This is a genomic window from Ruegeria sp. YKSF070 (assembly GCF_059612725.1).
Window position 1 is genome coordinate 63,404 of record NZ_JBXWRD010000009.1, and the last position, 22,275, is coordinate 85,678.

Annotated in this window: 20 protein-coding genes and 1 tRNA gene; 10 read left to right on the forward strand and 11 right to left on the reverse strand. The window is 64.8% G+C overall.

From position 1 onward, the window contains the following. Window positions 1-100: 100 nt before the first annotated feature. The 5 genes from AC2FL1_RS07080 (at window position 101) to AC2FL1_RS07100 (ending at window position 6,690) form a co-directional block, all read left to right on the forward strand. Window positions 101-1,660: a trimethylamine methyltransferase family protein gene (locus AC2FL1_RS07080; protein ID WP_496876421.1), complete on the forward strand. Its 1,560-nt coding sequence runs from the start codon at window positions 101-103 to the stop codon at window positions 1,658-1,660. An 82-nt stretch (window positions 1,661-1,742) separates the two neighbouring features. Continuing rightward, window positions 1,743-3,518, forward strand: a complete 1,776-nt coding sequence (locus AC2FL1_RS07085) for a DUF4153 domain-containing protein (RefSeq protein ID WP_496876422.1) — start codon at window positions 1,743-1,745, stop codon at window positions 3,516-3,518. An 87-nt stretch (window positions 3,519-3,605) separates the two neighbouring features. Beyond that, on the forward strand, window positions 3,606-4,193 hold the full coding sequence (locus AC2FL1_RS07090; RefSeq protein ID WP_234143519.1) for a heme NO-binding domain-containing protein: 588 nt from the start codon (window positions 3,606-3,608) through the stop codon (window positions 4,191-4,193). After that, window positions 4,190-5,266, forward strand: coding sequence for a diguanylate cyclase domain-containing protein (locus tag AC2FL1_RS07095; RefSeq protein ID WP_496876423.1), 1,077 nt, complete (start codon window positions 4,190-4,192; stop codon window positions 5,264-5,266). The genes AC2FL1_RS07090 and AC2FL1_RS07095 overlap by 4 nt, the downstream gene beginning before the upstream one ends. A gap of 146 nt (window positions 5,267-5,412) precedes the next feature. After that, window positions 5,413-6,690 (forward strand): peptidoglycan-binding domain-containing protein, encoded by a 1,278-nt coding sequence (locus tag AC2FL1_RS07100; protein ID WP_496824483.1) that lies wholly within the window; start codon window positions 5,413-5,415, stop codon window positions 6,688-6,690. A gap of 2 nt (window positions 6,691-6,692) precedes the next feature. Here AC2FL1_RS07100 and AC2FL1_RS07105 read toward each other — a convergent pair whose 3' ends face one another. The 8 genes from AC2FL1_RS07105 to AC2FL1_RS07140 all read right to left on the reverse strand — a co-directional run bounded on the left by AC2FL1_RS07105 (window position 6,693) and on the right by AC2FL1_RS07140 (window position 13,841). Then, window positions 6,693-7,391: a CbiX/SirB N-terminal domain-containing protein gene (locus AC2FL1_RS07105; RefSeq protein ID WP_496876424.1), complete on the reverse strand. Its 699-nt coding sequence runs from the start codon at window positions 7,389-7,391 to the stop codon at window positions 6,693-6,695. Window positions 7,392-7,422: 31 nt separating this feature from the next. After that, a complete protein-coding gene (locus AC2FL1_RS07110; RefSeq protein WP_234139003.1) occupies window positions 7,423-8,355 on the reverse strand; it encodes an AEC family transporter in 933 nt (310 codons plus the stop codon). Window positions 8,356-8,416: 61 nt separating this feature from the next. Further along, a complete protein-coding gene (locus AC2FL1_RS07115; RefSeq protein WP_496876425.1) occupies window positions 8,417-9,217 on the reverse strand; it encodes an MBL fold metallo-hydrolase in 801 nt (266 codons plus the stop codon). After that, a complete protein-coding gene (locus AC2FL1_RS07120; protein WP_496876426.1) occupies window positions 9,214-10,029 on the reverse strand; it encodes a TatD family hydrolase in 816 nt (271 codons plus the stop codon). Before AC2FL1_RS07120 ends, AC2FL1_RS07115 begins: the two co-directional genes overlap by 4 nt. After that, window positions 10,026-11,147, reverse strand: coding sequence for a DNA polymerase III subunit delta' (locus tag AC2FL1_RS07125; protein ID WP_496876427.1), 1,122 nt, complete (start codon window positions 11,145-11,147; stop codon window positions 10,026-10,028). The genes AC2FL1_RS07120 and AC2FL1_RS07125 overlap by 4 nt, the downstream gene beginning before the upstream one ends. Continuing rightward, window positions 11,144-11,779: a dTMP kinase gene (gene tmk, locus AC2FL1_RS07130; RefSeq protein WP_496876428.1), complete on the reverse strand. Its 636-nt coding sequence runs from the start codon at window positions 11,777-11,779 to the stop codon at window positions 11,144-11,146. The genes AC2FL1_RS07125 and tmk overlap by 4 nt, the downstream gene beginning before the upstream one ends. Continuing rightward, entirely contained in the window at window positions 11,776-12,942 is a 1,167-nt protein-coding gene (locus AC2FL1_RS07135; protein WP_496824472.1) for a D-alanyl-D-alanine carboxypeptidase family protein, read from the reverse strand. The genes tmk and AC2FL1_RS07135 overlap by 4 nt, the downstream gene beginning before the upstream one ends. Before the next feature lie 17 nt (window positions 12,943-12,959). After that, on the reverse strand, window positions 12,960-13,841 hold the full coding sequence (locus AC2FL1_RS07140; RefSeq protein WP_496876429.1) for an SPOR domain-containing protein: 882 nt from the start codon (window positions 13,839-13,841) through the stop codon (window positions 12,960-12,962). A 208-nt stretch (window positions 13,842-14,049) separates the two neighbouring features. Between AC2FL1_RS07140 and AC2FL1_RS07145 the strand changes: the two genes are divergently transcribed. Next, window positions 14,050-14,139, forward strand: a tRNA-Ser gene (locus AC2FL1_RS07145). Between the two features lie 304 nt (window positions 14,140-14,443). On the opposite strand, the gene AC2FL1_RS07150 is transcribed toward AC2FL1_RS07145, so the two are convergent. Both AC2FL1_RS07150 and AC2FL1_RS07155 read right to left on the reverse strand, forming a co-directional pair. Beyond that, the gene (locus AC2FL1_RS07150) at window positions 14,444-16,123 is read right to left on the reverse strand and encodes a recombinase family protein (RefSeq protein WP_496876430.1); all 1,680 of its coding nucleotides are present in this window, start codon (window positions 16,121-16,123) and stop codon (window positions 14,444-14,446) included. After that, entirely contained in the window at window positions 16,120-16,626 is a 507-nt protein-coding gene (locus AC2FL1_RS07155; protein ID WP_496876431.1) for a DUF2924 domain-containing protein, read from the reverse strand. The genes AC2FL1_RS07150 and AC2FL1_RS07155 overlap by 4 nt, the downstream gene beginning before the upstream one ends. Before the next feature lie 384 nt (window positions 16,627-17,010). Between AC2FL1_RS07155 and AC2FL1_RS07160 the strand changes: the two genes are divergently transcribed. Next, entirely contained in the window at window positions 17,011-18,312 is a 1,302-nt protein-coding gene (locus tag AC2FL1_RS07160) for a site-specific DNA-methyltransferase (protein WP_496876432.1), read from the forward strand. Further along, entirely contained in the window at window positions 18,309-19,037 is a 729-nt protein-coding gene (locus tag AC2FL1_RS07165; protein ID WP_496876433.1) for a DUF5681 domain-containing protein, read from the forward strand. The genes AC2FL1_RS07160 and AC2FL1_RS07165 overlap by 4 nt, the downstream gene beginning before the upstream one ends. Window positions 19,038-19,054: 17 nt before the next feature. Here AC2FL1_RS07165 and AC2FL1_RS07170 read toward each other — a convergent pair whose 3' ends face one another. After that, window positions 19,055-20,515, reverse strand: a complete 1,461-nt coding sequence (locus AC2FL1_RS07170) for an ADP-ribosylglycohydrolase family protein (RefSeq protein WP_496876434.1) — start codon at window positions 20,513-20,515, stop codon at window positions 19,055-19,057. Window positions 20,516-21,342: 827 nt separating this feature from the next. On the opposite strand from AC2FL1_RS07170, the gene AC2FL1_RS07175 reads away from it, so the two are divergent. Both AC2FL1_RS07175 and AC2FL1_RS07180 read left to right on the forward strand, forming a co-directional pair. Continuing rightward, on the forward strand, window positions 21,343-21,600 hold the full coding sequence (locus tag AC2FL1_RS07175) for a ribbon-helix-helix domain-containing protein (protein WP_496824460.1): 258 nt from the start codon (window positions 21,343-21,345) through the stop codon (window positions 21,598-21,600). Between the two features lie 4 nt (window positions 21,601-21,604). After that, the gene (locus tag AC2FL1_RS07180) at window positions 21,605-21,916 is read left to right on the forward strand and encodes a type II toxin-antitoxin system RelE/ParE family toxin (protein WP_496876435.1); all 312 of its coding nucleotides are present in this window, start codon (window positions 21,605-21,607) and stop codon (window positions 21,914-21,916) included. Window positions 21,917-22,275 lie beyond the last annotated feature (359 nt).

Genomic DNA, 22,275 nt, shown 5'->3' on the forward strand with positions numbered 1-22,275 from the left:
AATACGCCGCTGTGCTGACCAAAAGCGACATGACGTGTCGTGGATAGAGCGGCTTTGCCGCCGCAAGATGGGAACCTGACCAAAATGTCAGGAGGGTTCCATGGCTGATACCGACACCCGCAAACGCCGCGGCGGAGGCCGCGCCGGCGCCGCCGCCCGCAGGGGCAAGGCCGTCATCGAGCAGATGCCGTGGCGCCTGCCGGTCAATACCGACCGCCCGACCGAGCCGCTGCCCCCCGAGGGGGTCGAGGCGATCCATGACGGGGCCATGCGCATCCTCGAAGAGATCGGCGTCGCCTTTTACAACGAAGAGGCGCTGGCACTGTTCCGCGAGGCGGGCTGTAACGTGGATGGCGAGATCGTCCGCATGGGCCGCGACTGGGTGATGGAAATGGTGGCCAAGGCGCCGCGCGAGTTCACCCTGACCCCGCGCAACCCGGACCGCACGCTCAGGATCGGCGGCAATGTGATCCTGTTCGGCAATGTCTCGTCGCCACCCAACTATTGGGACATGGAGATTGGCCGCAAGGTGCCCGGCAATCGCGAGCAATGCCGCAACCTGTTGAAACTGACGCAATATTTCAACTGTATCCATTTCGCGGGCGGCTATCCGGTCGAGCCGGTGGACATCCACGCCTCGGTCCGCCATCTCGACGTGCTTTATGACAAGCTCACGATCTCGGACAAGGTGATGCACGCCTATAGCCTGGGTAAGGAGCGGGTCGAGGATGTTATGGAGATGGTGCGCATCGCGGGCGGCCTCAGTGACGAGGAGTTCGAGGCGACGCCGCGGATGTATACCAACATCAACTCGACCTCGCCGCTGAAACACGACCATCCGATGATCGACGGCTGCCTGCGGCTGGCGCGGCGGGGACAGGCGATCGTGGTGACGCCCTTTACGCTTGCGGGCGCGATGGCGCCGGTGACCATGGCGGGCGCCGTGGCGCAATCGCTGGCCGAGGCGCTGTGCGCCATTGCCCTGTTCCAATATGTGCGCCCCGGCATTCCCTGCGTGATCGGGACGTTTACCAGCAATGTGGATATGAAATCGGGCGCGCCCGCCTTCGGCACCCCGGAATACATGCGCGCCACCCAGATGACCGGCCAGATGGCGCGGTTCTACGGGCTGCCGGTGCGCTCCTCCGGGGTCTGCGCCGCCAATGTGCCGGATGGTCAGGCCATGTGGGAGACATCCAACTCGCTCTGGGCGGCGGTGCAGTCGGGGACCAACATGGTCTATCACGCCGCCGGCTGGCTGGAGGGCGGGCTGATCGCCAGTCCGGAGAAGTTCATCATGGATTGCGAGGTGCTCCAGCAGATCCAGCGCTATATGGAGCCCGCCACCTATGCCACCACGCCGGACGATATCGCGTTGGAGGCGATCCGCGCGGTGGGCAATGACGGGCATTTCTTTGGTATCCAGCACACTCAGGACCGCTATACCACCGCATTCTACCAGCCGTTCCTGAGCGACTGGAAGAATTACGAGGGTTGGGAGGCGGCAGGCGCCATCTGGACGCCCGAGCGCGCCCATCACCTGTTCAAGGAGATCATTGGTAGTTTCGAGGCGCCGCCCATGGATGAGGGCATTCGCGAGGAGTTGGCCGATTTCGTGGCCCGCCGCAAGGCCGAGGGCGGCGCACCGACCGATTTCTGATCGCTCTGCACAGGTGTCTTTGCCGTTGGCAATCGCGGCGCTGGCCTCATAAACTGAAGCAAGGCAGGCGCAAGAGGCGGGCATGACGGATCTGGACGTGACGGTTGCGATACGGGACCGGCTGGCGCAGGCCGCCGCCGGGACATTGGCCGCGCTGGCGCTTTGGGCGCTGGCCGATGTTTGGGGCCGCGACATCCTGCCCGAGCTGGTCTGGCTCTGTCTGCTCAGCCTGGTGATGGTGCACGCGGGCGCAACGCTGGCGCTGGCTGGCCCGGTCGGCCTTGTTCGGGGTAGCGCGATGAGCCTGTGGCTGTCGCTGCCCGCCACACTGCTGACTTGGTCCGTTGCTGGCCGGTTCGAACCGGCCTCGCGCCTGTTGCAGCATCCGCAATTGGTGCTGGCGCTGGTGGGCTTCGTCTTTGTCGCGCTGCCATTCCTGGTGGTCCGGGCCGAGGGGCGGGGCCGCATGTACGACTATGCCAGCCTGTTTGCCGCCACCTGGGAAACCGCCCTGCGCTTCGTGCTGTCCTGGGTCTTTGTCGGCCTGTTCTGGGGCGTTCTGCTGCTGTCGGATGCGCTGCTTGACCTTGTCGGGGTCGGGGTGATCGACAGGATACTGGAAGAGGGGGTGCTGTTTTACGCGCTCAGCGGCGCTGTGCTGGGTTTTGCCTTGGCGGTGATCCACGAGGCACGAAGCAGGGTCTCTCCCTATCCGGTGTTGCGGCTGTTGCGGCTGCTGCTGCCGGTGTTGCTGACCGTCATGGTACTGTTTCTGGCGGCGTTGCCGCTCAGGGGGCTGAGCGGGCTGTTCGGCGATCTGTCCTCGGCCGCGATCCTGCTGGCCACTGCCGCCGCGGCGATCACATTGATCTCGACCGCGCTTGACCGGGACGAGGCGCATGCGGTGGCCTCGCCCGGACTGCTCGCCAGCACGCGGGCGCTGGCCATCCTGCTGCCGGTACCAATCGCGCTGGCGGTCTGGGCGCTGGGAATCCGCGTGATGGGGTATGGCTGGACGCCTGCGCGCCTGTTCGCGGTGCTTAGCGCGGCGCTGATGGCCATTTATGGGCTGGGCTATTGCCTGCTGGCGCTGCGCGGTGGCGACTGGACGTCGCAACTGCGCCGGTTCAACGTAACGATGGCGGTGTTGTTGCTGGTGGCCACTGCCCTATGGCTGACACCCCTCCTGGACAGTCTGCGCATCTCAACCGCGAGCCAGGTGGCACGCTATGAAGAGGCGCGGGCGGAACACGGCGAATTGCCGATCTGGGAGATGACCCATGACTGGGGCCGGGCCGGGCAGGCCGGGCTGGAGCAGCTGCGGCAACTGGCCATCGCGCGCGAGGACGCCGGGCTGATCCGAGCGCTGGAGCGGGCCCGCGCGGTGGACAGCCGCTATCTTTTCGAGACGCCGGAACTGCCGCTGACCGAGGATCTGGTGCCCGAACTGGTGGCGCGGATGCAGGTGCGCCCGGACGGTTCCGGGCTGAGCGCGGCGGATCTGGCCGGCATCCCGCAGCACGAGTTGCAGAGCTGGCGCGATGGATGCGCCCGTCCGCTGCCCGATGGGCGGCCCGGTTGTGCGCTGATCCGGGGTGCCTTCAGCCCGGCGGTTGCCGCCGACGACCAGGCCATCGTGCTCTTTCTCGACGAACTGGGCCGGGTCCGTGCCACTCATTTGCGGCGGAATGCGGCTGGCGATCTGTTCCTGCGCCCTGCCGGAGATCCGCGGCAGAGCAGCGAACTGGCCGCGGCGTCAGATTTGCTAATGCGGGTGCTGGATGGTGCATTTGCCGTCGTGCCATCGGGTCAGCAGGCGCTGGAGGTCGATGGAATGCTGATCTCACCCCGAGACTAGGAGCAATTCAAGGTAAAGACAGGGCGCTGTTGGCGCTTTGTTAATGTTTCGAATGCCACAGTACCGGCAAGCGTTAGGGGACCATCCATGCATGGGCTGATCAACAGGGCCATACAATCCTTTGTATGCAATACCTATGGACAGAGCCGCTGGATCCGCGTGACGGAGGCGGCGCATCTCGGATTTGTCGAATTCGAGGCGATGCTTGTCTATGAGGATGAAACTTCGTTGCGGGTCTTGCAGGAACTGTGCCTGGAACTGGGCCGCCCGCAACGCGAAGTGCTGGAGGATCTGGGTACCTACCTGGTGTCGAACCCCAATACCGAGGCGCTGCGCCGACTGCTGCGGTTCGGTGGCGTGACCTATCTGGAGTTTCTGCATTCGCTCGACGATTTGCCCGACCGCGCACGGCTGGCGGTGTCGGACCTGTATCTGCCGGCGCTGGAACTGCGCGAGGAGGCGGGTGGCCGGTTCAGCCTGACCTGCCATGCGGGCCTGCCCGGCTATGCCAATGTGATGATGGGGGTGTTGCGGGCCATGGCCGACGATTATGGCGCCTTGGTGATGCTGGAACATGCCGGAACGCGCGGCCGGGCCGAGGTGATCGAGATCACGCTGATCGAAACCGCCTTTGCCGAAGGGCGCAGTTTCGAACTGGGGGCGCGCGCGGGATGATTGATCTGGAAGACCTTGCCTTTCTGCTGGAACGGCTCTGTCCGATGTATGTGCTGCTGGACCGCTCTGGCCGGATGACCCGTGTCGGACCCACATTGCAGAAACTGCGTCCGGAGCAGCCGATGCAAGGCGAGAAGTTTCTGGAGACCTTCGAATTGCTGCGCCCCCGGTCGGTGGCGACGGTGCCGGCGCTGATGGCCAGTTCCGGGGCCAAGCTGCATCTGAGCCTGCGGGACGAACCGCGCACCGCGCTCAAGGGGTTGATCGTGCCCTTGCCGGGCGAACAGGGAGCCATCGTCAACCTGTCCTTCGGCATCTCGATCCTGGACGCGGTGCGTGACTATGCACTGACCAGCGCCGATTTCTCGGGCACCGATCTGGCCATCGAACTGCTCTATCTGGTCGAGGCGAAATCGGCGGCGATGGAGGCCTCGCGCAAGCTGAACCTGCGGCTTCAGGGTGCGATGATCGCTGCCGAGGAGCAGGCCTTTACCGACACGCTGACCGGGCTCAAGAACCGCCGCGCGATGGATCACATCCTGTCGCGGCTGCTGTCGGGGACCACCCCGTTCGCGCTGATGCATCTGGATCTCGACTATTTCAAATCGGTCAATGACACGCTGGGCCATGCCGCCGGCGACCATGTGCTGCAACATGTGGCCCGGGTAATGGTCGAAGAGACCCGCGGCGACGATACGGTGGCGCGGATCGGCGGCGATGAATTCGTGCTGATCTTCAATCACCTGCAAGAACGTGAGCGGCTCGACAGTATTGCCCGCCGTCTGATCGACCGGCTGGAGGAGCCCATTCCCTTTAACGGCGAGGAATGCTGTATCTCGGCCAGCGTGGGAACGGTTCTGTCCTCGCAATTCGCCCGGCCCGAGGCCTCGGCCCTGCTGCATGCGGCCGATCTGGCGCTTTATGCGGCCAAGCGAGCGGGGCGGGCGACGCATCGGTTCTATGACGCGGACCTGTCCTCGGCCCGGGTCGAGCCGCTTGAACGGGCGGGCACGCTGCTTGCTGGAGACGATGCCGAAGTCAGGCAGAGGACGGCCCGCAACATGGCGGGTTAGCGCCAGCGGACCAAAGGCTGCGCCACAACAACCTTGACATTCCGCCGTGGGTTTGGTCGCATTGCTCCAGTTGAGGTCATTTTCGAAACCGGGCCGTTGCGCGCCCGAACACGCGCGGTCAATGGCAGCAAGGAAAGGTCATTGACATGATGAAGCGACGCCTTTGTGCATCTTTCGTAGCCGCGAGCATGGTGGTGGTGCCGGCTCAGCGCGCCATGGCCGACGAGGCTGCTGCGCTGATCGGTGGCGCCTTGCTGGGCGGCCTGATCGTGAACGAGGTTCACAAGAACAAGCAGCGCCAGCGGCAGGCCCAGTCCCGTACGACACGCCAGTCGACCGGTGTCTCCTCGGCGCAGCGCCAGCAGAATCGCGAAGTGCAGAGCGCGCTGAACTATTTCGGTTATAATGTCGGCACCGTTGACGGGTCTCTGGGGCGCCGCAGCCGCGCCGGCATCTCGCATTTCCAGGCTGATATGGGCTATCCGATCGACGGCTATCTTGACGATCACGAGCGCGGCTTCCTGCTTGCCTCGCATCAGCGTGCCTTGGCCAGCGCCCATGTGGCGCCGTACAATCAGATCCTGGCGAGCCAGGGGCAGGGCGGGCTTCTGCGCACATATCGCAACGAACAGCTGGGAATACAGACCCCGCAGGCCGTGCAGCCGGTACAGCCCCAGACCCATATGGCGGCAACGGCCCCGCAGACGTCGCAGGTGGTGACCGCACGGGCGGCGACCGGTGCGGCCCTGCCCAATTTCGGCTTCGCCCAGACCACACCTGTTTCGATCAACGCCCATTGCAACGAGGTCAATCTGCTGACCACCTCGAATGGCGGGCCCAGTCGCGCCGGACAGTTGCGCGAGCCGGTCTTTGCATTGAACGAACAGTTCTGCCAGGCCCGCAGTCAGGCGATGACCGAGGCAAGCCAGATCGAGGTCACGATTCCCAACATGACCGCCGTGCAGGTCGAGCAGCAATGCGATGGCCTCGCCCAGGCAATGGCGCCGCAGATGGTGGGCATCGACACCAAGGCCCCGTCCGAGGTGGTCGCGGCCACTTCGGCCTTCTTGCAGGCCTCGGGTCAGCCGATGGCCAGCCTGATTTCGGGCGGCAAGATCTGTCTAGGTGTCGGATACCGCACCGACAACGCCGAGATGGCGCTGGCCTCGGCGACGCTGTTGGCATCGGCCGGTCAGCTTGGCTATGGCGAGGTGGTGAGCCACCAGCTGCGTCAGGGCTTTGGTGCTCCGGTCGGCATGGCACGCGCCGGTGAGTGGATGCGACTGGCGCTGAACGCGGCCCAGAGCGGGTCGGGCGTGTTGGGACAGACGCCGGAACGGGTCGCCGTGCTGACCGAGGCCTCGACTTCGGCTGCGGCGGCACCTGCGATCCCGGTCTTCTCGGCCTCGACCAGCGGCAACTGAGCCTAGCGGCCTGCCTGCGCGATCCGGCGCGCGATCAGCGCCGGAACCGGGGGCAGGTCACCCAGAACCGGCAACAGCGCCCCGGCATAGCCTGCCTGTTCCAGCGCCTGCGGCACGTCCTCATTGGCATGGCCACCGGCGCAGGCAAAGAAGGGCAGGCAGAGCGACATCGAGTCATGCCCGCTTGCGGCCTCGGTGATCGAGGGCGCCTCTTCGACAAATCCCACTGACAGACGGGCCACGGGCAGATGCGCCCGAAGGTGCTCGGCAAAGCCATTCGCCACGGCGCTCGGGTTGCGGCTGCGGCCCGAGCCGTGTGCGGCCAACACCAGCCCGCTTTCGGCCACCGGCCAGCCGCGCTGCTCCAGCTCCGTTGACAGATGCGCGGCGATCAGGGCGGGCAGGTCGGGGTCGATGCCCAGCGGATCAAGGATCGTGTTTGCGCGCCCGTCCAGACGGCGCGGCAGGGCCGAGGTGACGAACCAGCCCCTCGCCATGAAGAGGGGATAGATTGGCACCGTTTCGGGCAAGCTCTCCAGCGCGGCCTCAAGCCGGCCCGGAGCGGCCAGGGTTGCAGAATGCACGGTCAGGCCGGGGCCGGATGCAGCGACCCGTGCGGCAAAACGGGTCAGAGCGGCCTCGGCCGGGTCCGGGTCCGAGGGCTGTCCATGGGCGACGATCAGGGCGGTTGTCTCTGTCATGGTCCGAGTTGTGGGGCGCGTGCGGGCGAAGTCAACCCAGCAACATCAGCCACATCCACACGGTCAGGATCGAGGCGGCGGTCGCCACCAGCACCGACGAGGCCGCGACCCGTTTGGCGCGGCCATAAATATTGGCAAAGATATAGGCGTTGAACCCCGGCGCCATGGCCGCGTTCAGCACGCCTGAGCGGAACAGGTCCTGCGGCAGCGCCAGCGCCGAGCCGAACAGCCAGACCAGACCGGGATGCAGCAGCAGCGAGATGGCGCAGATATAGGCGATCACTCGGGTGTCGCCCTCGGGCCGGTACTGCACCAGCACACCGCCCAGGGCGAACAATGCCCCCGGCAGCGCCGCGCGGATGATCAGCGACAGCGCGTCATCGGCGATCTGCGGCAGCGAGATTCCGGTGAGATTGACGACAAAGCCCAGTGCGATCCCCAGGATCAGCACGTTGCGAAACATGGCGTTAAGGACCGAGGTCACCATCTTGCGCCCGCCGCGCCCGCGATTTCGGATCACCTCCATCGTGGTGATCCCCAGCGCATAGCAAAAGGGCGAGTGGATGGCGATGATGGCATAATTGCCGACCAGGTTTTCGGGGCCATAGGCGCGCTCGGTGATGGCCAGCCCCAAGAGGACCGAGTTGGAAAACAGGCAGCAAAAGCCGATGGCGACGCTATCCTCCCAATCGCGGTTAAAGAGGAATCGCGCGCCAAGCAGGCCAGCGGTGAAACATAAGAACGCCGCCATGTAGAAACTGGCCAGCAGCGCGGGGTCGAAGCCCGCGTTCAGATCCAGATTGGCAATGGCGCGAAACAGCAGGCAGGGGATGGCGAAGCCCTGGGTGAAGCGCATCACCCCGTCGATATGCTCGGGCTTGAAATAGCCCGCAAGCGTGGTGCCATATCCCGCGCCGATCACCAGAAAAACCGGCAGAACAACATCTATCAGCGCCTGAAACATGGTTCAGCCGGCCCTGCTTTGTGGGGCCGGGAACATATGGCGACGCGCAGACAGGGCGACCTCAGAGCGCGTAGCGGATCACCATCCCGTCATAGGCGGGGGTGATGTGATCGGGGGTTTCGGCGGCTACGGTGTCGTAATCAAGGTCGATATGCATGTTGGTCAGCACCGCCCGGTGCGGCGCGGCGCGTGCGATCCAGTCCAACGACTTGTCCAGATGCGCATGCGTCGGGTGCGGGGTCCGGCGCAGCGCGTCCAGCACCCAGCAATCGAGATCCTGCAACTCGGCCCAGGCCTCGTCATAGATCTCGGCCACGTCCGGCAGATAGGCCAGATCGTGAATGCGAAAGCCCAGACTGTCGATCGAGCCATGGCCGACCCGGAACGGGCGAAAGGCGATCGGGCCGCCGGGGCCGTCGATCTCGAACGGGCCCGAGATCGTCTTCATCTTCAAGATCGGCGGATAGGGCGAGCCATCGGGCTGTACAAAGGCATAGCCAAAGCGCGACAGCAGCGCGTTCTGGGTATCGCCATCGGCCCAGACTGGGATGCGGGCGCGCATGTTGAACACGATCATCCGCAGATCATCGATCCCGTGCACGTGATCGGCATGGGAATGGGTATAAACCACCGCGTCAAGCCGCCCGGTACCGGTATCCAGCAGCTGGCTGCGCATGTCCGGTGTGGTGTCGATCAGCACGGTTGTCACGCCCGCGTCGCTTTCACGCTCGACCAGCATCGAGCAGCGGCGGCGGGTGTTGCGCGGATTGGCCGGGTCGCAGTCGCCCCAATGGCCGCCCAGACGCGGCACCCCCCCGGACGAGCCGCAGCCCAGGATGGTAAAGCGCAGCTCGCCGCTCATGCAGCGGCCTTGAAGCGGGCGGCCTTGGTGAACAGCCGGTCGAAATTGGCCTGCGTGCGGGCGGCGAAATCGGCGTAGTCCAGCCTGAACAGATCGGCCCCGACCCGCGCGGTATGGGCGGTATAGGCCGGCTCGTTGCGCCGGCCCCGATGCGGCGGCGGCGCCAGATAGGGGGCGTCGGTCTCGACCAGTATCCTGTCGAGCGGCGCGTCGGCGAAGATATCGCGCAACTCCTGGCTTTTGGGGAAGGCGGCGATGCCCGACATCGACAGGTAGAATCCCAAATCAAGTGCGGCCCGCGCCAGCGCGGGCGAGGAGGAGAAACAGTGCATCACGCAGGAATAGGGCGCGCGCTGGTGTTCCTCGGCCAGGATGCGGGCCATGTCGTCATCGGCGGCGCGGGCGTGGATGATCAGCGGCAGGCCGGTTTCCTGCGCCGCGCGGATGTGAATGCGCAGCGAGCGCTGCTGCACCTCGGCGCTGTCGGCGGTGTAGTGATAGTCGAGCCCGGTCTCGCCGATGCCGACGAATTTCGGGTGCCGGGCCAGCGCCACCAGTTCCTCGACCGTCGCCATGGGTTCCTCGACGGCGCTCATCGGGTGGGTGCCAGCGGCATAGAAGACGGGCGCATGCGCCTCGGCGATGGCGCGCACGGCGGGTTCGTTCTTCAGCCGGGTACAGATCGTCACCATACGGGTCACGCCGGCCCGCGCGGCGCGGGCCACGATCTCGTCCAGCTGCCCTTCGAAATCGGGGAAATCGAGGTGGCAATGGCTGTCGGTGATCTCGGGTGTGGTGTCGGTCGTGCTCATCGGCCCCAGCTGGCGGTATCCTGCATCTTGAACACCGTATCTAGGACAAGCGCTGCGGGGTCAAGGTTCACCGCCTGCCCATGCCGGGCGCGGGCCGAGATGGTGGCCGCAACATCGGCCCAGCGGCGACCGCTGTCGGGGTCGGGGGCGAGGCGAGAGAGAACCTGCGCCTCTCCCATCGCGGCCTCGGGCCAGGGTGGTTCGCCAGTGGCGCCGGTACGTGCCAGTCGGGCCAAGGCGATGTCGACAAGGCCCAGCAGAAGGTCGAACCGTTCGGCCGCGCCGCGCCCGGCCGCAGCCTCGGCCAGCGCCAGCGCGCGCGGGCGGTCGAGCCGAGGCATCGTGTCCAGAAGCGCGATCAGCTCGCCATAAAGCGCGAGCCCTTCGAGGTTCAAGAGCCGCAGCGCCCGCCCGACCGAGCCCGAGGCGAGCGCGGCCAGGTGTTCCGGCATCGCCTCGGTTCCGGCGCCAGCCTGTTCCAGCGCCGCCTGCATGTCGGCGGGCGACAGCGGTGTCAGGCGCAGGGTGCGACAGCGCGAGCGGATGGTCGGCAACAGGCGCGAGGGTTGGTGCGACACCAAAAGCAGCGTGGTGCGCGCGGGCGGCTCCTCGAGCATCTTCAACAGCGCGTTGGCGGCGCTGGTGTTCATTTCGTCGGCGCTGTCCACAATCACCACGCGCCGCCCGCCATCGGCCGAGCTGAGGCCGAAGAAGCGGCCCAGCTTGCGGATATCCTCGACCACGATCTCGGCGCGCAGACGCCCCTGGTCGTTGACCGAGCGGGTGATCGCGGCCAGTCCCGGTTCGGCCCCGGCCTGCATCCGGCGCGCGACCGGGTGTTCCGGGTCGATGTCGAGCGTCTGTGGCGGCGGGGGGGCGCCGAACAGGCCGTCGTCGGACTGTGGTGGCGTGGCGAGCAGAAACCGCGCGATGCGCCAGGCCAGCGTTGCCTTGCCGACCCCCTCGGGCCCGGTCAGCAGCCAGCCGTGATGCAGCCGGTCCGAGCCATAGGCGGAGAGAAAGGCCCGCTCCGCGGCGTCCTGGCCAAACAGGCGGGGCGTCTCGCGCGGATGCGGTGCACCGGGCGCCTGATCCGGGGTGGGGAGGTCGTCGCTCATTGGGGTGGATTCAGGTGGCTCAGCGCGATTTTGGTCACATCCGCCGCCACGCTATCCATGTCGCGATTGCCGTCGACGATGCGGAACCGATGGTCATATTCCCGCGCCAAGTCGAGAAATCCGGCGCGCATGCGCTGTTGCAGCTCGGGACCGAAATCCTCGAACCGTTCCTCGCTGCCCTGTCGGCCCTTGGCGCGGCTCAGGCCGGTTTCGGGGTCCATGTCGATCAGCAGGGTAAGGTCCGGCTCGCGTCCGATCATCAGCGCGTGCAACTGGTCGACCAGTTGCCGCAGGTCGCCGCGCGACAGGCCCTGATACATGCGGGTGCTGTCGGCGAAACGGTCGCAGATCACCACGCGGCCCGCTGCCAGCGCCGGTTCGATGGTGCGTTCCAGATGATCGCGGCGAGCAGCGGTAAAGAGCAGAATCTCGGTTTCCGCCGACCAGCGGTCGGGGTCGCCTTCAAGCACCAGACGGCGGATTTCCTCGGCCCCGGGAGAGCCGCCCGGCTCGCGCGTCAGCACCACGTCATGGCCCGCCGCACGCAGGGTTTCGGCCAGCAGCCGCGCCTGGGTGGATTTGCCCGATCCGTCGATGCCTTCGAAGGTCAGGAACAGCCCCGTGCCGCTCACATCGCCTCCGCCGGTCCGGCGTTGAGCTGGCGCAGCAGCAGGTTGGCGGCGGTCTTGATCCGCACCACAAAGCCACCCGCCGGCACCGCCTCGGCCGCCACCAGCGGGCGGCGAATTTCAGGCAGGTCGTCGGGCTTGATCACCAGTTCGGCCAGTTGCTGGCCTTTGGCAATGGGGGCGTTGATCGGGCCGTCATAGACCACTTCGGCCTCGACCTTGGTGTCGGACAAAACCGGCAGCAGCAGGTTCAGATCCTCGGCCGGAACCAGTCCTACCGATTGTTTTGCTCCCATCCAGACTTCGGCGCGGGCGACCGGGTCTTCGGCGCGGGCAACGGTTTTGGTGGCAAAGTGGCGAAAGGACCAGTTCACGATCGCTTCGGCCTCCTCTGCGCGGCGGGCTTCGCTCTCGAGGCCGGTCAGCACAAAGATCACCCGGCGGTCGCCCTGCCGGGCCGAGCCGACAAGGCCATAGCCCGCCTCGGCGGTGTGCCCGGTCTTGAGCCCGTCTGCCCCGATATCCAGCTTGAGCAGCGGGTTACGGTTGCGGACATTCGATGGCGCGCGGCCGTCAAAGGCGAATTCCGTCTCGGCAAACAGCGGGTAGTACTCGGGGAAATCGGTGATCAGCCGATTGGCCAGCACCGCCAGATCATGCACCGACATCAGATGCCCCGCCGCGGGCCAGCCGTTGGAATTGGCGAATGTCGAGCGGGTCATGCCCAGTTGCTCGGCGCGTTTGGTCATGAAGCGGGCAAATCCGGCCTCGGTCCCGTCGGGGCTGAGCGCCTCGGCGATCACCGCGCAGGCGTCGTTGCCGCTGAGCACGATGATGCCGCGCAGCAGGTCCTCGACCCGCACCCGGTCTGTGGTGTTGAGGAACATGGTCGAGCCACCATAGCTCATCGCGTGCTGTGACACCGGCAGCCGCTCGTCCAACGTTAGCCGTCCGTCGCGCAGCGCCTCGAAGGTGACGTAGAGCGTCATCAGCTTCGACATCGACGCGGGCGGCAACGCCTCGTCCGCATTCTTGTTGAGCAGGACGGTGCCGGTGCTTTGATCCAGCACATAGGCGGCGCGCGCCGAGGTGTCATAGGCCAGCGCGGGCAGGGCGGCCAGCGCCAGGCCCAGGGCCAGCAGGGCGGAGCGGATGAAAGTCGGCACTGGGAAACCCTCCCGTCTTAGTTCTTCACTGCATAGGCGTCCGAAAAACCGGTGCCCTGAACCTGCTTCAGCAGCGCGGTGCGTTCGGATTTCGACTGCGCCGGGCCGACCACGACCCGCCAGAAACTCTTGCCGCTGGTGGCCTCTTGCCGGATCGTTGGCACCATGCCTGCGGCGCGCATCTGATCCGCGGCTCGTTTTGCGTTGGCTTCGACGCTGAAGATGCCGATCTGGATATAGGGCTTGTCCAGCGACGAGGTCTGCGGTTTCGGCTTGGGTGGTGCGGCGGGGGCGGGGGCTGCCGCCGGGGCCGGGCTGGGCGCGGCTGCTTCGATCGCGGCGGCAGCACCGGCAACCGGGTCAAGCGTGGTTTCGGCCACCTCGGGCAGTGGTTCGACCGCGTCGGCCTCGGCCAGCGTCTCTTCAAGCGGCGGCTCCTCCTGAACCTCTTCTCGGCGCAGCGCGGTCACGTTCAGTTCCACCGGCGCACCGGCCAGCATGCCCAGCGCGGCAGCGGCATCGGACGAGGCCTGAATACGTGGGCCGGGAATGTCGCGTTCGCGTCGGAAAAGGGCGCCAATCACGAACTTGTCGTTGGTGGCGTTGCGAATGATCACCCGCTCGGGTTCCTTGACGTCGGGATGCGCCACCCAGACACCGCCCAGCGACGGCCGCCCATCCCACAGACCGGCCTCTGTCACCTGGAATACCTCGGGCGCCTCGACATCGCGTTCGACCAGCTTGGTGCTGCGGGTCTCGGCGCTGGCGGCTGCCTCCTTGTCCTTGGGTTGAAGAAAGGACAGGTTCGCGCCCTCTTCGCACCCGGCCAGCAGCAAAAGGCTGAGGCCCACGGCCGACAACCGGGTCAGTGGGCTGGACAATGGCGTCTTGCGGTGCATGTCGATCGTTTCCTTGCCTGTATTCGGGGTCGGTGCGGCCCCATTGCCGGTTGTCCGGTCATTACGCTGCTGCGGGCGCCACGGCCCGGTTCCGGGCGGATCATAACGCGCGGAACCGCCCTTTGAAAGCCTGCTGCACGGGCTTCGGCAAGTTTTCCCGGTTGGCCTCTTGCCTCGTCCGGGGCGAAAGCATAGAGGGAATGCGACCGGGGAGGTGGCAGAGTGGTCGAATGCGGCGGTCTTGAAAACCGTTGATGGTGAGAGCCATCCCAGGGTTCGAATCCCTGTCTCCCCGCCAGCCACCTTCGGGTACTCCCCCTGTAACGAAGTAGACGCCCTTTCTGCCGGGTATTCCGGGCGGTTGCGCTTTGTGTCGGCGCTTGGAGACGCATTGGAGCGAGGTAGAGGGGCGAGAATTCGGGCGCAGTCTCTGCGGGCCATTTGGGCGGTGCGGTTTTTCGTTTCGGGGAGCGATTAACAGGGAATTTACAGGGAAAAACGCAACGGCAGTGCCGCTCCGATGTTGCGGCGACACGCGTGAATGAGACCGGGCCGATCTCTGGCGCAGAGACCGGCCCGGGAGTTGAGCGTTTGGAGAAGGATCAGGCCTTGGGCAGTCCGTAGAGCTGTTCCTGCTCTGCCCAATCGAGGGGGATCGGTTGGGAGAGGATGCGCCGGGCGGTCATTTCGGGCGGCAGCGTGCCGGCGAGGATCGCCTGCTGAAGCCGGGGCGACAGGAAGGCCAGTTGCGATCGGGTGCGGACGAAGGATTCGGACTGGCCGCTCTTGCTGATGACACCGGACATCGGGATGCCGACGCGCAGGTCACGGGTCCAGTCATGCGCCTGGGTAAGGTTTCTCAGCAGCACCGGGTCTGGCATGGGTGCGCGCGTTCCGGTCACGATCCTTGTTTCCACGCCGCGGCGGCGCAGGGTGAGCGGCTGTGTAAAGGACAGCACCTCAGGCGCGAAGGTGTCAGCGGCAAGGTCAAAGCAGTTTGCCAGAGCCGCTGGATCGCAGGTGAGGGTGAGGGACGCGCGAGCAAGACGGGCCTCGGCGATGAGTGGAGCGACCTCTGCCGGCCGGGTGCGGAGCGCCTTGCCCAACACCTCGGCCCGCGCCAGGAGCGCTTCGGCATTGCTTGCATCCGGGGTGGCGAGAAGACGGTGCGATTTGACCATTGCCTCGAGGTGATCCGCGAGACCGGCGGCCACGACCTTCTCGAAGGCGGCCGCCGGCAGGCGCCAGCCGGACGGATCGGGACCGCCTGAGATCAGGCGGTTGGAGACATAGTAGCGATGGCACCGTCCGGCCTTCAGTGTGTGGGTGGGTGTGAGGCGGTCGCCGGTGTCGTCCCAGAGCTTTCCGGTCAGAGCCGCTGTCCACCCCGAACCGGTTCCGTTGGCCGTGCCGCCACGCCCGCGGCGCGAGGCTGCATCAAGCCGGGCCTGGACGCGGGTCCAGAGATCGGGGTCGAGGATCGGGGCGTGCAGCCCGGGCCAGACCTTGTACTTGTGGCGGATCTTGCCGATGTAGACCGGGTTGCGCAGGAGGTGCTGGATCTGTCCGTTGCTGAGCCGGGACCCTCCACTCTTACGGCCGGATCTGTCGGTGCGGAGCTTCGATCGCAGGCCAAGCCGGTCCGCCTCGCGGGCCACAGCCCCAAGCGCGCCGAGATCGTCATAGAGCTGGAACAGGGTGGTCACCATTTCCGCCTCGATAGGGTTGATCACCAGGGTGCGTTTCTCCGGGTCGGGGTGACGGTCATATCCGAGGGGCAGGTTGCCGCCCATCCAGAAGCCCTTCTTCTTCGAGGCCGCGATCTTGTCGCGGATGCGCTCGGCAGTCACTTCGCGTTCGAACTGGGCGAAGGAGAGGAGCACATTGAGGGTGAGGCGACCCATGGACGAAGAGGTGTTGAATGCCTGGGTAACGGAGACGAAGGAGCAGCCCGAAGCTTCGAAGCGGTCGACCAGCTTGGCAAAATCCATCAGCGACCGGGTCAGGCGGTCGATCTTGTAGACGACGATCATGTCAATTCGGCCGAGTTCGATGTGGTCGAGCAGGCGCTTCAGGGCCGGCCGGTCCAGCGTGCCGCCGGAGATCCCCCCATCGTCATATCGGGCGGAAATCAGTTTCCAGCCCTCGTGCTTCTGGCTCGCGACATAGGCGGAGCAGGCCTCGTGCTGGGCATCGAGGGAATTGAACTCCTGTTCGAGCCCGTCCTCGGAGGACTTGCGGGTGTAGATCGCGCAGCGGATGGTCTTCTGTCCGGGCTTCATCGGGTGGAGCCTTTGCCATTGGTGACCCGCCGGGTGCCGGGTGCCTTCGGGGCGCTGGTGAGCCCGAAGAAACGCGGCCCGGACCAGCGTGCGCCGGTGATGGCGCGGGCGACGGCGGAGAGGGAGGGATAGGTCTTGCCCTGCCAGAGACAGCCCGCCTCGAGAATGTCGACCACGTGGGTGACCCCGTTCCACTCCCGCAACAGTCGCCCGCCGGGCCGAAGCGCGGGGGACACCTTGCGCGTCTCGCCGGCCGCTTCCCGGGCAATCCGATCCACCAGGGCCTTGGGCAGGCCACCTTGCTGCCGGGACTGCAGTTCGAAGGCGAGGAAACGCCGCAGAAAGACCTGGCTCAGGCCCTTGGGAGGTGGGGCGGCGAAGATATCTCGCCAGAGACCAAGCAGGGTGTCGCGATCGGCAGTCTCGAGCGTGGCAAGCGACGGCAGGGGGATCGGGTGTGCCTTGCCTGTTGCCGGGGGAGTAATCTCGGGCAGGTCTTTCATCGCTGCTCTCTCCTTCTTGTTCGGCCGATCGGGAGGGATCAGCCTGTACCGGGAGAGGCCCAGACTCGGGCCGGGCATGGGGCCAGTGACGCTCCGTGTCGCGTCAAAGTCCAGTGGTTTTTGGCAATCTTTTCAATCTGGATTTTATCACCTGGATGATAAATAAGTATATGAAAGAAATACAATAATTCACTTTTTGAGGCGTGCTTTTACGCTATGCTGATATTGGGCCACTCGTGCTGATTCCCTCGTGGGAACACCCGATGAACCCAATTCACCGAGCCATTGCAGGCGATGGCTCTCAATCGCAGACAGACGTTATCGGAGGTCGTCTGTTTGCTCATGGGGTGGTCGCTAACCACCCTTTTAGGAGCAGTATGAGACATGAGTGCTCAGATAGAAGAAACCCCGATCGCGGCGCTGACGCCATGGAAGCGTAACGCACGCAAGCACCCCAAGAAACAGATCCAGCAAATCGCGGCGAGTATCGAGGCTTTCGGCTTCAACACGCCGGTGTTGATCGATGCGCAGAACCGCATTCTCGCGGGCCATGGACGGGTCGCGGCGGCCCGCCACCTGGGCCGGGACACGGTTCTCTGTCTGAGACTGGAGCGCATGAGCGAAGAAGAGGCCCGGGCCTTTGTCATCGCCGACAACCAGTTGGCGCTGAATGCCGGTTGGGACGAGGACCTTCTGGCCGAGGAACTCGAGGCCTTGCTGGCCTCGCCCGATCTCGGCTTCGATATCGGCGCGATCGGTTTCTCGGTCCCGGAACTGGACATGATCATGGACGGGGTGTCGCCAGCGGAACCGAACGATCCCGCCGACGATGTCCTGCCCAAAAACGTGCCGGTCCGCTGTCGTCCGGGTGAGCTTTGGCAACTGGGGCAGCACCGCCTTATCTGCGGCAATGCGCTGGACCCGGATGTGGGGCAGGCCCTGATGGGGGATGATCGCGCGCGGATGGTCTTCACGGATCCGCCCTACAACGTGCCGATCGAGGGCCATGCCGGCAATTCCGGCCGGACGCGTCATCGTGAGTTCGCGATGGCGGCGGGCGAGATGACACCCGAGGGTTTCACCGCCTTCCTCTCTGACGCGTTCGGTCAGCTTGCCAGGCACAGCATGGATGGTTCGATCCACTTTATCTGCATGGACTGGCGCCATCTGGGCGAGGTGCAGGCGGCGGGAGGGCAGGTCTATTCGGAGCTGAAGAACCTGATCGTCTGGGTCAAGGACAATGGCGGCATGGGCACCTTTTACCGATCCCGCCACGAGTTCATCCTGGCCTTCAAACACGGCACGGCCCCGCATGTGAACAGCTTCGAACTGGGCCAACACGGCCGCTATCGGACCAATGTCTGGGAATATCGCGGGGTTAATACGCGCAAGCGGGGACGCATGGACGAACTTGCAATGCACCCGACGGTCAAACCGGTGCAGATGATCGCGGATGCGATCCGCGATGTCTCGGGGCGGGGCGAGATCGTGCTCGATCTCTTCGGCGGCTCCGGTTCGGCGTTGATCGCGGCGGATAAGACCGGCCGGCGGGCGCGGCTCTGCGAGATCGATCCCGTCTACTGCGACCGGATCATCGCGCGCTGGGAGGCCTATGCCAAGGATACTGCGGTTCTGCTGTCCCCCGGACGGGACGGTGAGGCCCACGGAATGGAGGCTGCAGAATGAGCAAGGATGATGACAAGCCGCCGTTCCTGCCCTCGCCGAATTACGAGGTGGGCTATGGCAAGCCTCCGCGGGACAAGCGGTTCCGCAAAGGGGCATCGGGCAATCCCAAGGGCAGGCCGGTAGGGGCATTCAATCGCCGTTATTCAGGTCCACAGGAACGGCTGTTTAATGCGGTCAGGAAAGCCGCTGAGCGCGAGGTCATGGTTCGCGACGGGGCCAGGGAATCGAACATGACAATGACGGAAGCGATGGTCAGTGCCATGTTCGTGAAGGCTGTTCAGGGCAGTGCCCGACACGGAGAAATAGTGCTCAGGTTGATGGCCGCTGACGACGCACATGCAAGACGTCAGAACGAACGTTTGCTCAAGAATACAATTGCCTACAAAACGTACTGGGAAAACGAACTGGCCCGCCGCAAACGCCTGGGGATCAGCCATCTTCCGGATCCGGTTCCGCATCCAGACCATATCCTGATCGACTTCGAAGATGGCAGTGTGACCTTTGCTGGGCCTATGACAGAGCAGGAGAAAGCCGAATACGAGGCGGCGATTGCCGAAGCGCACCGGCAGGTGGATGAGTGGGAAGCGAAGAAGGAAGAGGAGATAGCTTCCGTTGAAGAATACTGCGCCGCTGACCCGGACAAGGCGGGCTTCCCCGAGGAGGTGCGCCGCCGGGTCAAGGAAAGCGCTAACCGGAAGCGCGCGGAGATCGAAAGGTATCGCTGACCAGCGGCCCGGGCCATTCAGCTTGCCTCGAAAAGTTGGTTGGCCATCGCCTTGATGCGGTCAGCCCAGGCCAGACGTTGCCGCCATTGCACTGGAATGGCATCCGCGCCGTAAAGCGCGCCGGCGAGTTGGCCGGCGATGGCGGCGGTGGTGTCGGCATCCTCGCCGAGATTGGCCGCCCGCAGCACTGCCGATGAGAAGTCGCCCGAGGCGCCAACGCTCCAAAGGGCGGCTTCCATCGAATGGACAACATAGCCCGAGGCGCGGATCCGGTCGCGCCGCTTGCCACGCCAACTGCCGGACAGGATCGGCCCGATCGTTCCGGAGTACTTCTCCGCACGAGGCTCCAGCACGGTTCTCCGGGGGTGGCCCTCGATGGCATCGGCCAGCAGCTCAGCCCAGGCGATGCAGGCATCGACCGCCTCGGCCGCGGCATGGGTGGTCCGGCTCTGACGAGCCGCGACATCGCGCAACCGGTCCCGGTCCCGCCAGTGGCGGATCGCTACCGGCGCAAGTCGCATCAGGCTGCCATTGCCCGCGCTCAAGGGATCTGTTGAACCCGCCATCGGGTCGCCGGAATGTTTCCAGCGGGCCAGCGCCTGTCTGGTGGTGATGCCGATGTCGAAGCAGTGGCCGGTGCAGGAATAGGTGCCGTTCTCGTGCCAGTCGACGAAACGTAGCATCAGGTCTTTCGCGTCGAGATCGGGATACTTCAAAAGGCTCTCCGCCAGGGCAAGCGCCATGGCCATATCATCGGTCCATTGCCCCGGCGCCAGTCCGAAGGGACCGCCGCCCGCCATATCCGTCAGCGGGGCATAGCTGTCCCGACTGCGGAACTCGAGCGTTGTGCCAAGGGCATCCCCGACAGCCAATCCAAGAAGCGCCCCGATGGCACGATCTCGGATCGCAGCTTCTGAGGTGGCAGGCTCTGGCTCGGGTGGCCGCCCGAGCGCCAGTACGAACCGTTCCTGCTCAAGCGTTTCGATGGCGCCAGGGCGGACCGATCTCACGGCCTTGATCGCTTCTCGCGGCTCATGGCCGAGTTCGACCATGAGACGCGCCGCGATGGTTCCGGCCCGGCCAAGCCCGCCCTTGCAATGCACCAGCACGTCGAAACCACAGTACAAACGGTCGAGCAGGCCCGGGCCGATCAAGTCCCATGCCTGCTCGAACCCGTGATCCGGCACCCCATAGTTCCGGATCGGGAGGTGAAGCCAGTCCATGTGACGATCACGCACGGCTTTCCCCAGTCCCCGAACCTGCAGTGCTTCAAGCTCGTGGTCCTCGACCAGCGTCACGACCGCCACGGCGCCCCAATCGCGGACGGCATCGAGGTCGCGCCCCAGATCGCGGTTCCAGCTGCCGGTCATCGCATCGGCCTGCACCTTGCCAGGACAGAAGGTGATACCGATCCGCCCCAAGCCTCGACCGGGACTGAGCGTGGCGATCTGAAGGGGATGGGTCAGGCTGGTGCGCATGGAATACTTCCTCTCAACGGGGGTGGCCGCGTATGTCGGAAGGAGCTTCTCAATCAACTCGCAGCAGGGCAGCAATGCTCCGAACCAAAGGGAATGCAAGAGGTTAGTGCCATTTTGCAGAATTCTTATGGGAGGCAGACGAGACAGACCCTGACAACGGGACCACTTTCTCGATATCGTGTATAAACGTCTCGATGGCGGACCTTCTTTCGAACAAGGAGATGCTTTCCATATTCAGGGCTGCAGCAAAACCTGACGGCGCAGCCGATCGCACCGTGCGCTGACGGTACAGCGATGGCAGCGTGGGGCGCGCGAAGTGCAGGCCTTCGCCACGAAATCTAGCGTCGCCCAATTTGCTCAGATCGGCTGGTCTTTCACGAGCCAGTGCGATGCCGCTTGCAGCCAATGGTCGTATTGTATGTCCGCGAGCACACGGGGGCGAGCGAAGCGCTCGATCACTCGGACCAGGTGACGTCGATCAAAGGACGCGGTTGATCATTCTTAAAGAGCAGGATCGCGTTGGCAACGTATTGGCCCAATCCAGGAGCCTTTGCCAGAAATGCGGGATCAAGTCCGCGATGGGATGGATGGGTACCAGCGAAGGGACCGTCAAATGCTGGTTCGCGGGCGATCGGGGCCAAGTGGCGAGTTCCCGGTGTCGCTCGCGCGTCATTCCGATGCTTTGCTGATCGCGCTGGCGGACTGGCTGGCGTGGAGGATGCCGAGGACCGGGAGCGTCAATACGCGGGGCGTCGCACAGTGTCTAGGTCCTTGTTTTGTGTTCGATTTTGGTTATATTGAATACATCGTAAAGCAGGGAGCGCGCCATGCCTCGCACCACCACAATGACCGTCCGCGTCAGCGGTACCCTCAGCGAGTTCGTCGCGACCAATGTCGGCGCGGACGGTTCCTACGAGAACGTCAGCGAATACATCCGCGACCTGATCCGCCGCGACAAGGAGCGCGCGGAACGCGAGGCATTCAATCGCCTGAAGGCTGAACTCAACCGAGCCTTCGCCGCGCCCGAGGAAAGCTACAGGCCGCTGACCGCCGCCGAGGTGATCGCCCGGAATCGGCAGACCTGAACCGATGGCGATCCGGGTTCAGGAAGCGGCCTCGGTGCGCCTCGACGAGATCTACAGGTACACCCGCGACCGCTGGGGCGAAGCACAGGCCGACACCTACATCACCGGCCTGTTCGCTGCGTTCGAGCAGATCGAAACACGCGGCGTCCGATCCAGGCCTGTGGCAGCCGAGTTCGAGGTGGAGGGGTACTTCTTCCGCTACGAGCGGCATTTCGTGTACTGGCGGCGGCTCGCCAACGGCGACATTGGAATCGTCACCATCCTGCACGAGCGGATGCATCAGATGGATCGATTTAAGGAGGACGACACAGCGTAGCGGCCAATTCCAGGTCGATCCGTTGAAAATTCCAGGGCCGTCCCGAGAGTTCGAATCCCATCGACTCCGCCACTTGCCCTCGCGAAAGCGTTCTCCCGATCCGGCCGCGGCCGAATTTTTCCGTTGTTTTCGAGGGTTATGCGGGAGAGGCTGAGCACTGACGCCCGAGCCCGGAGGCCCGGAAGTGGTCTCTTAGGGCCGACATTCTCCGGACCTCTCGACTTCGCGCATTCGGTGCACAGCCCTTAACCAGTTGAAGACATGGGGACAATTTCGCGCGCAACCTGAACACTTCGATGCCAGTGGCGTTCGTCGAAAGAAACCGAAATCCAAACAGCCTCTGAACGAGCCTTGGTCGG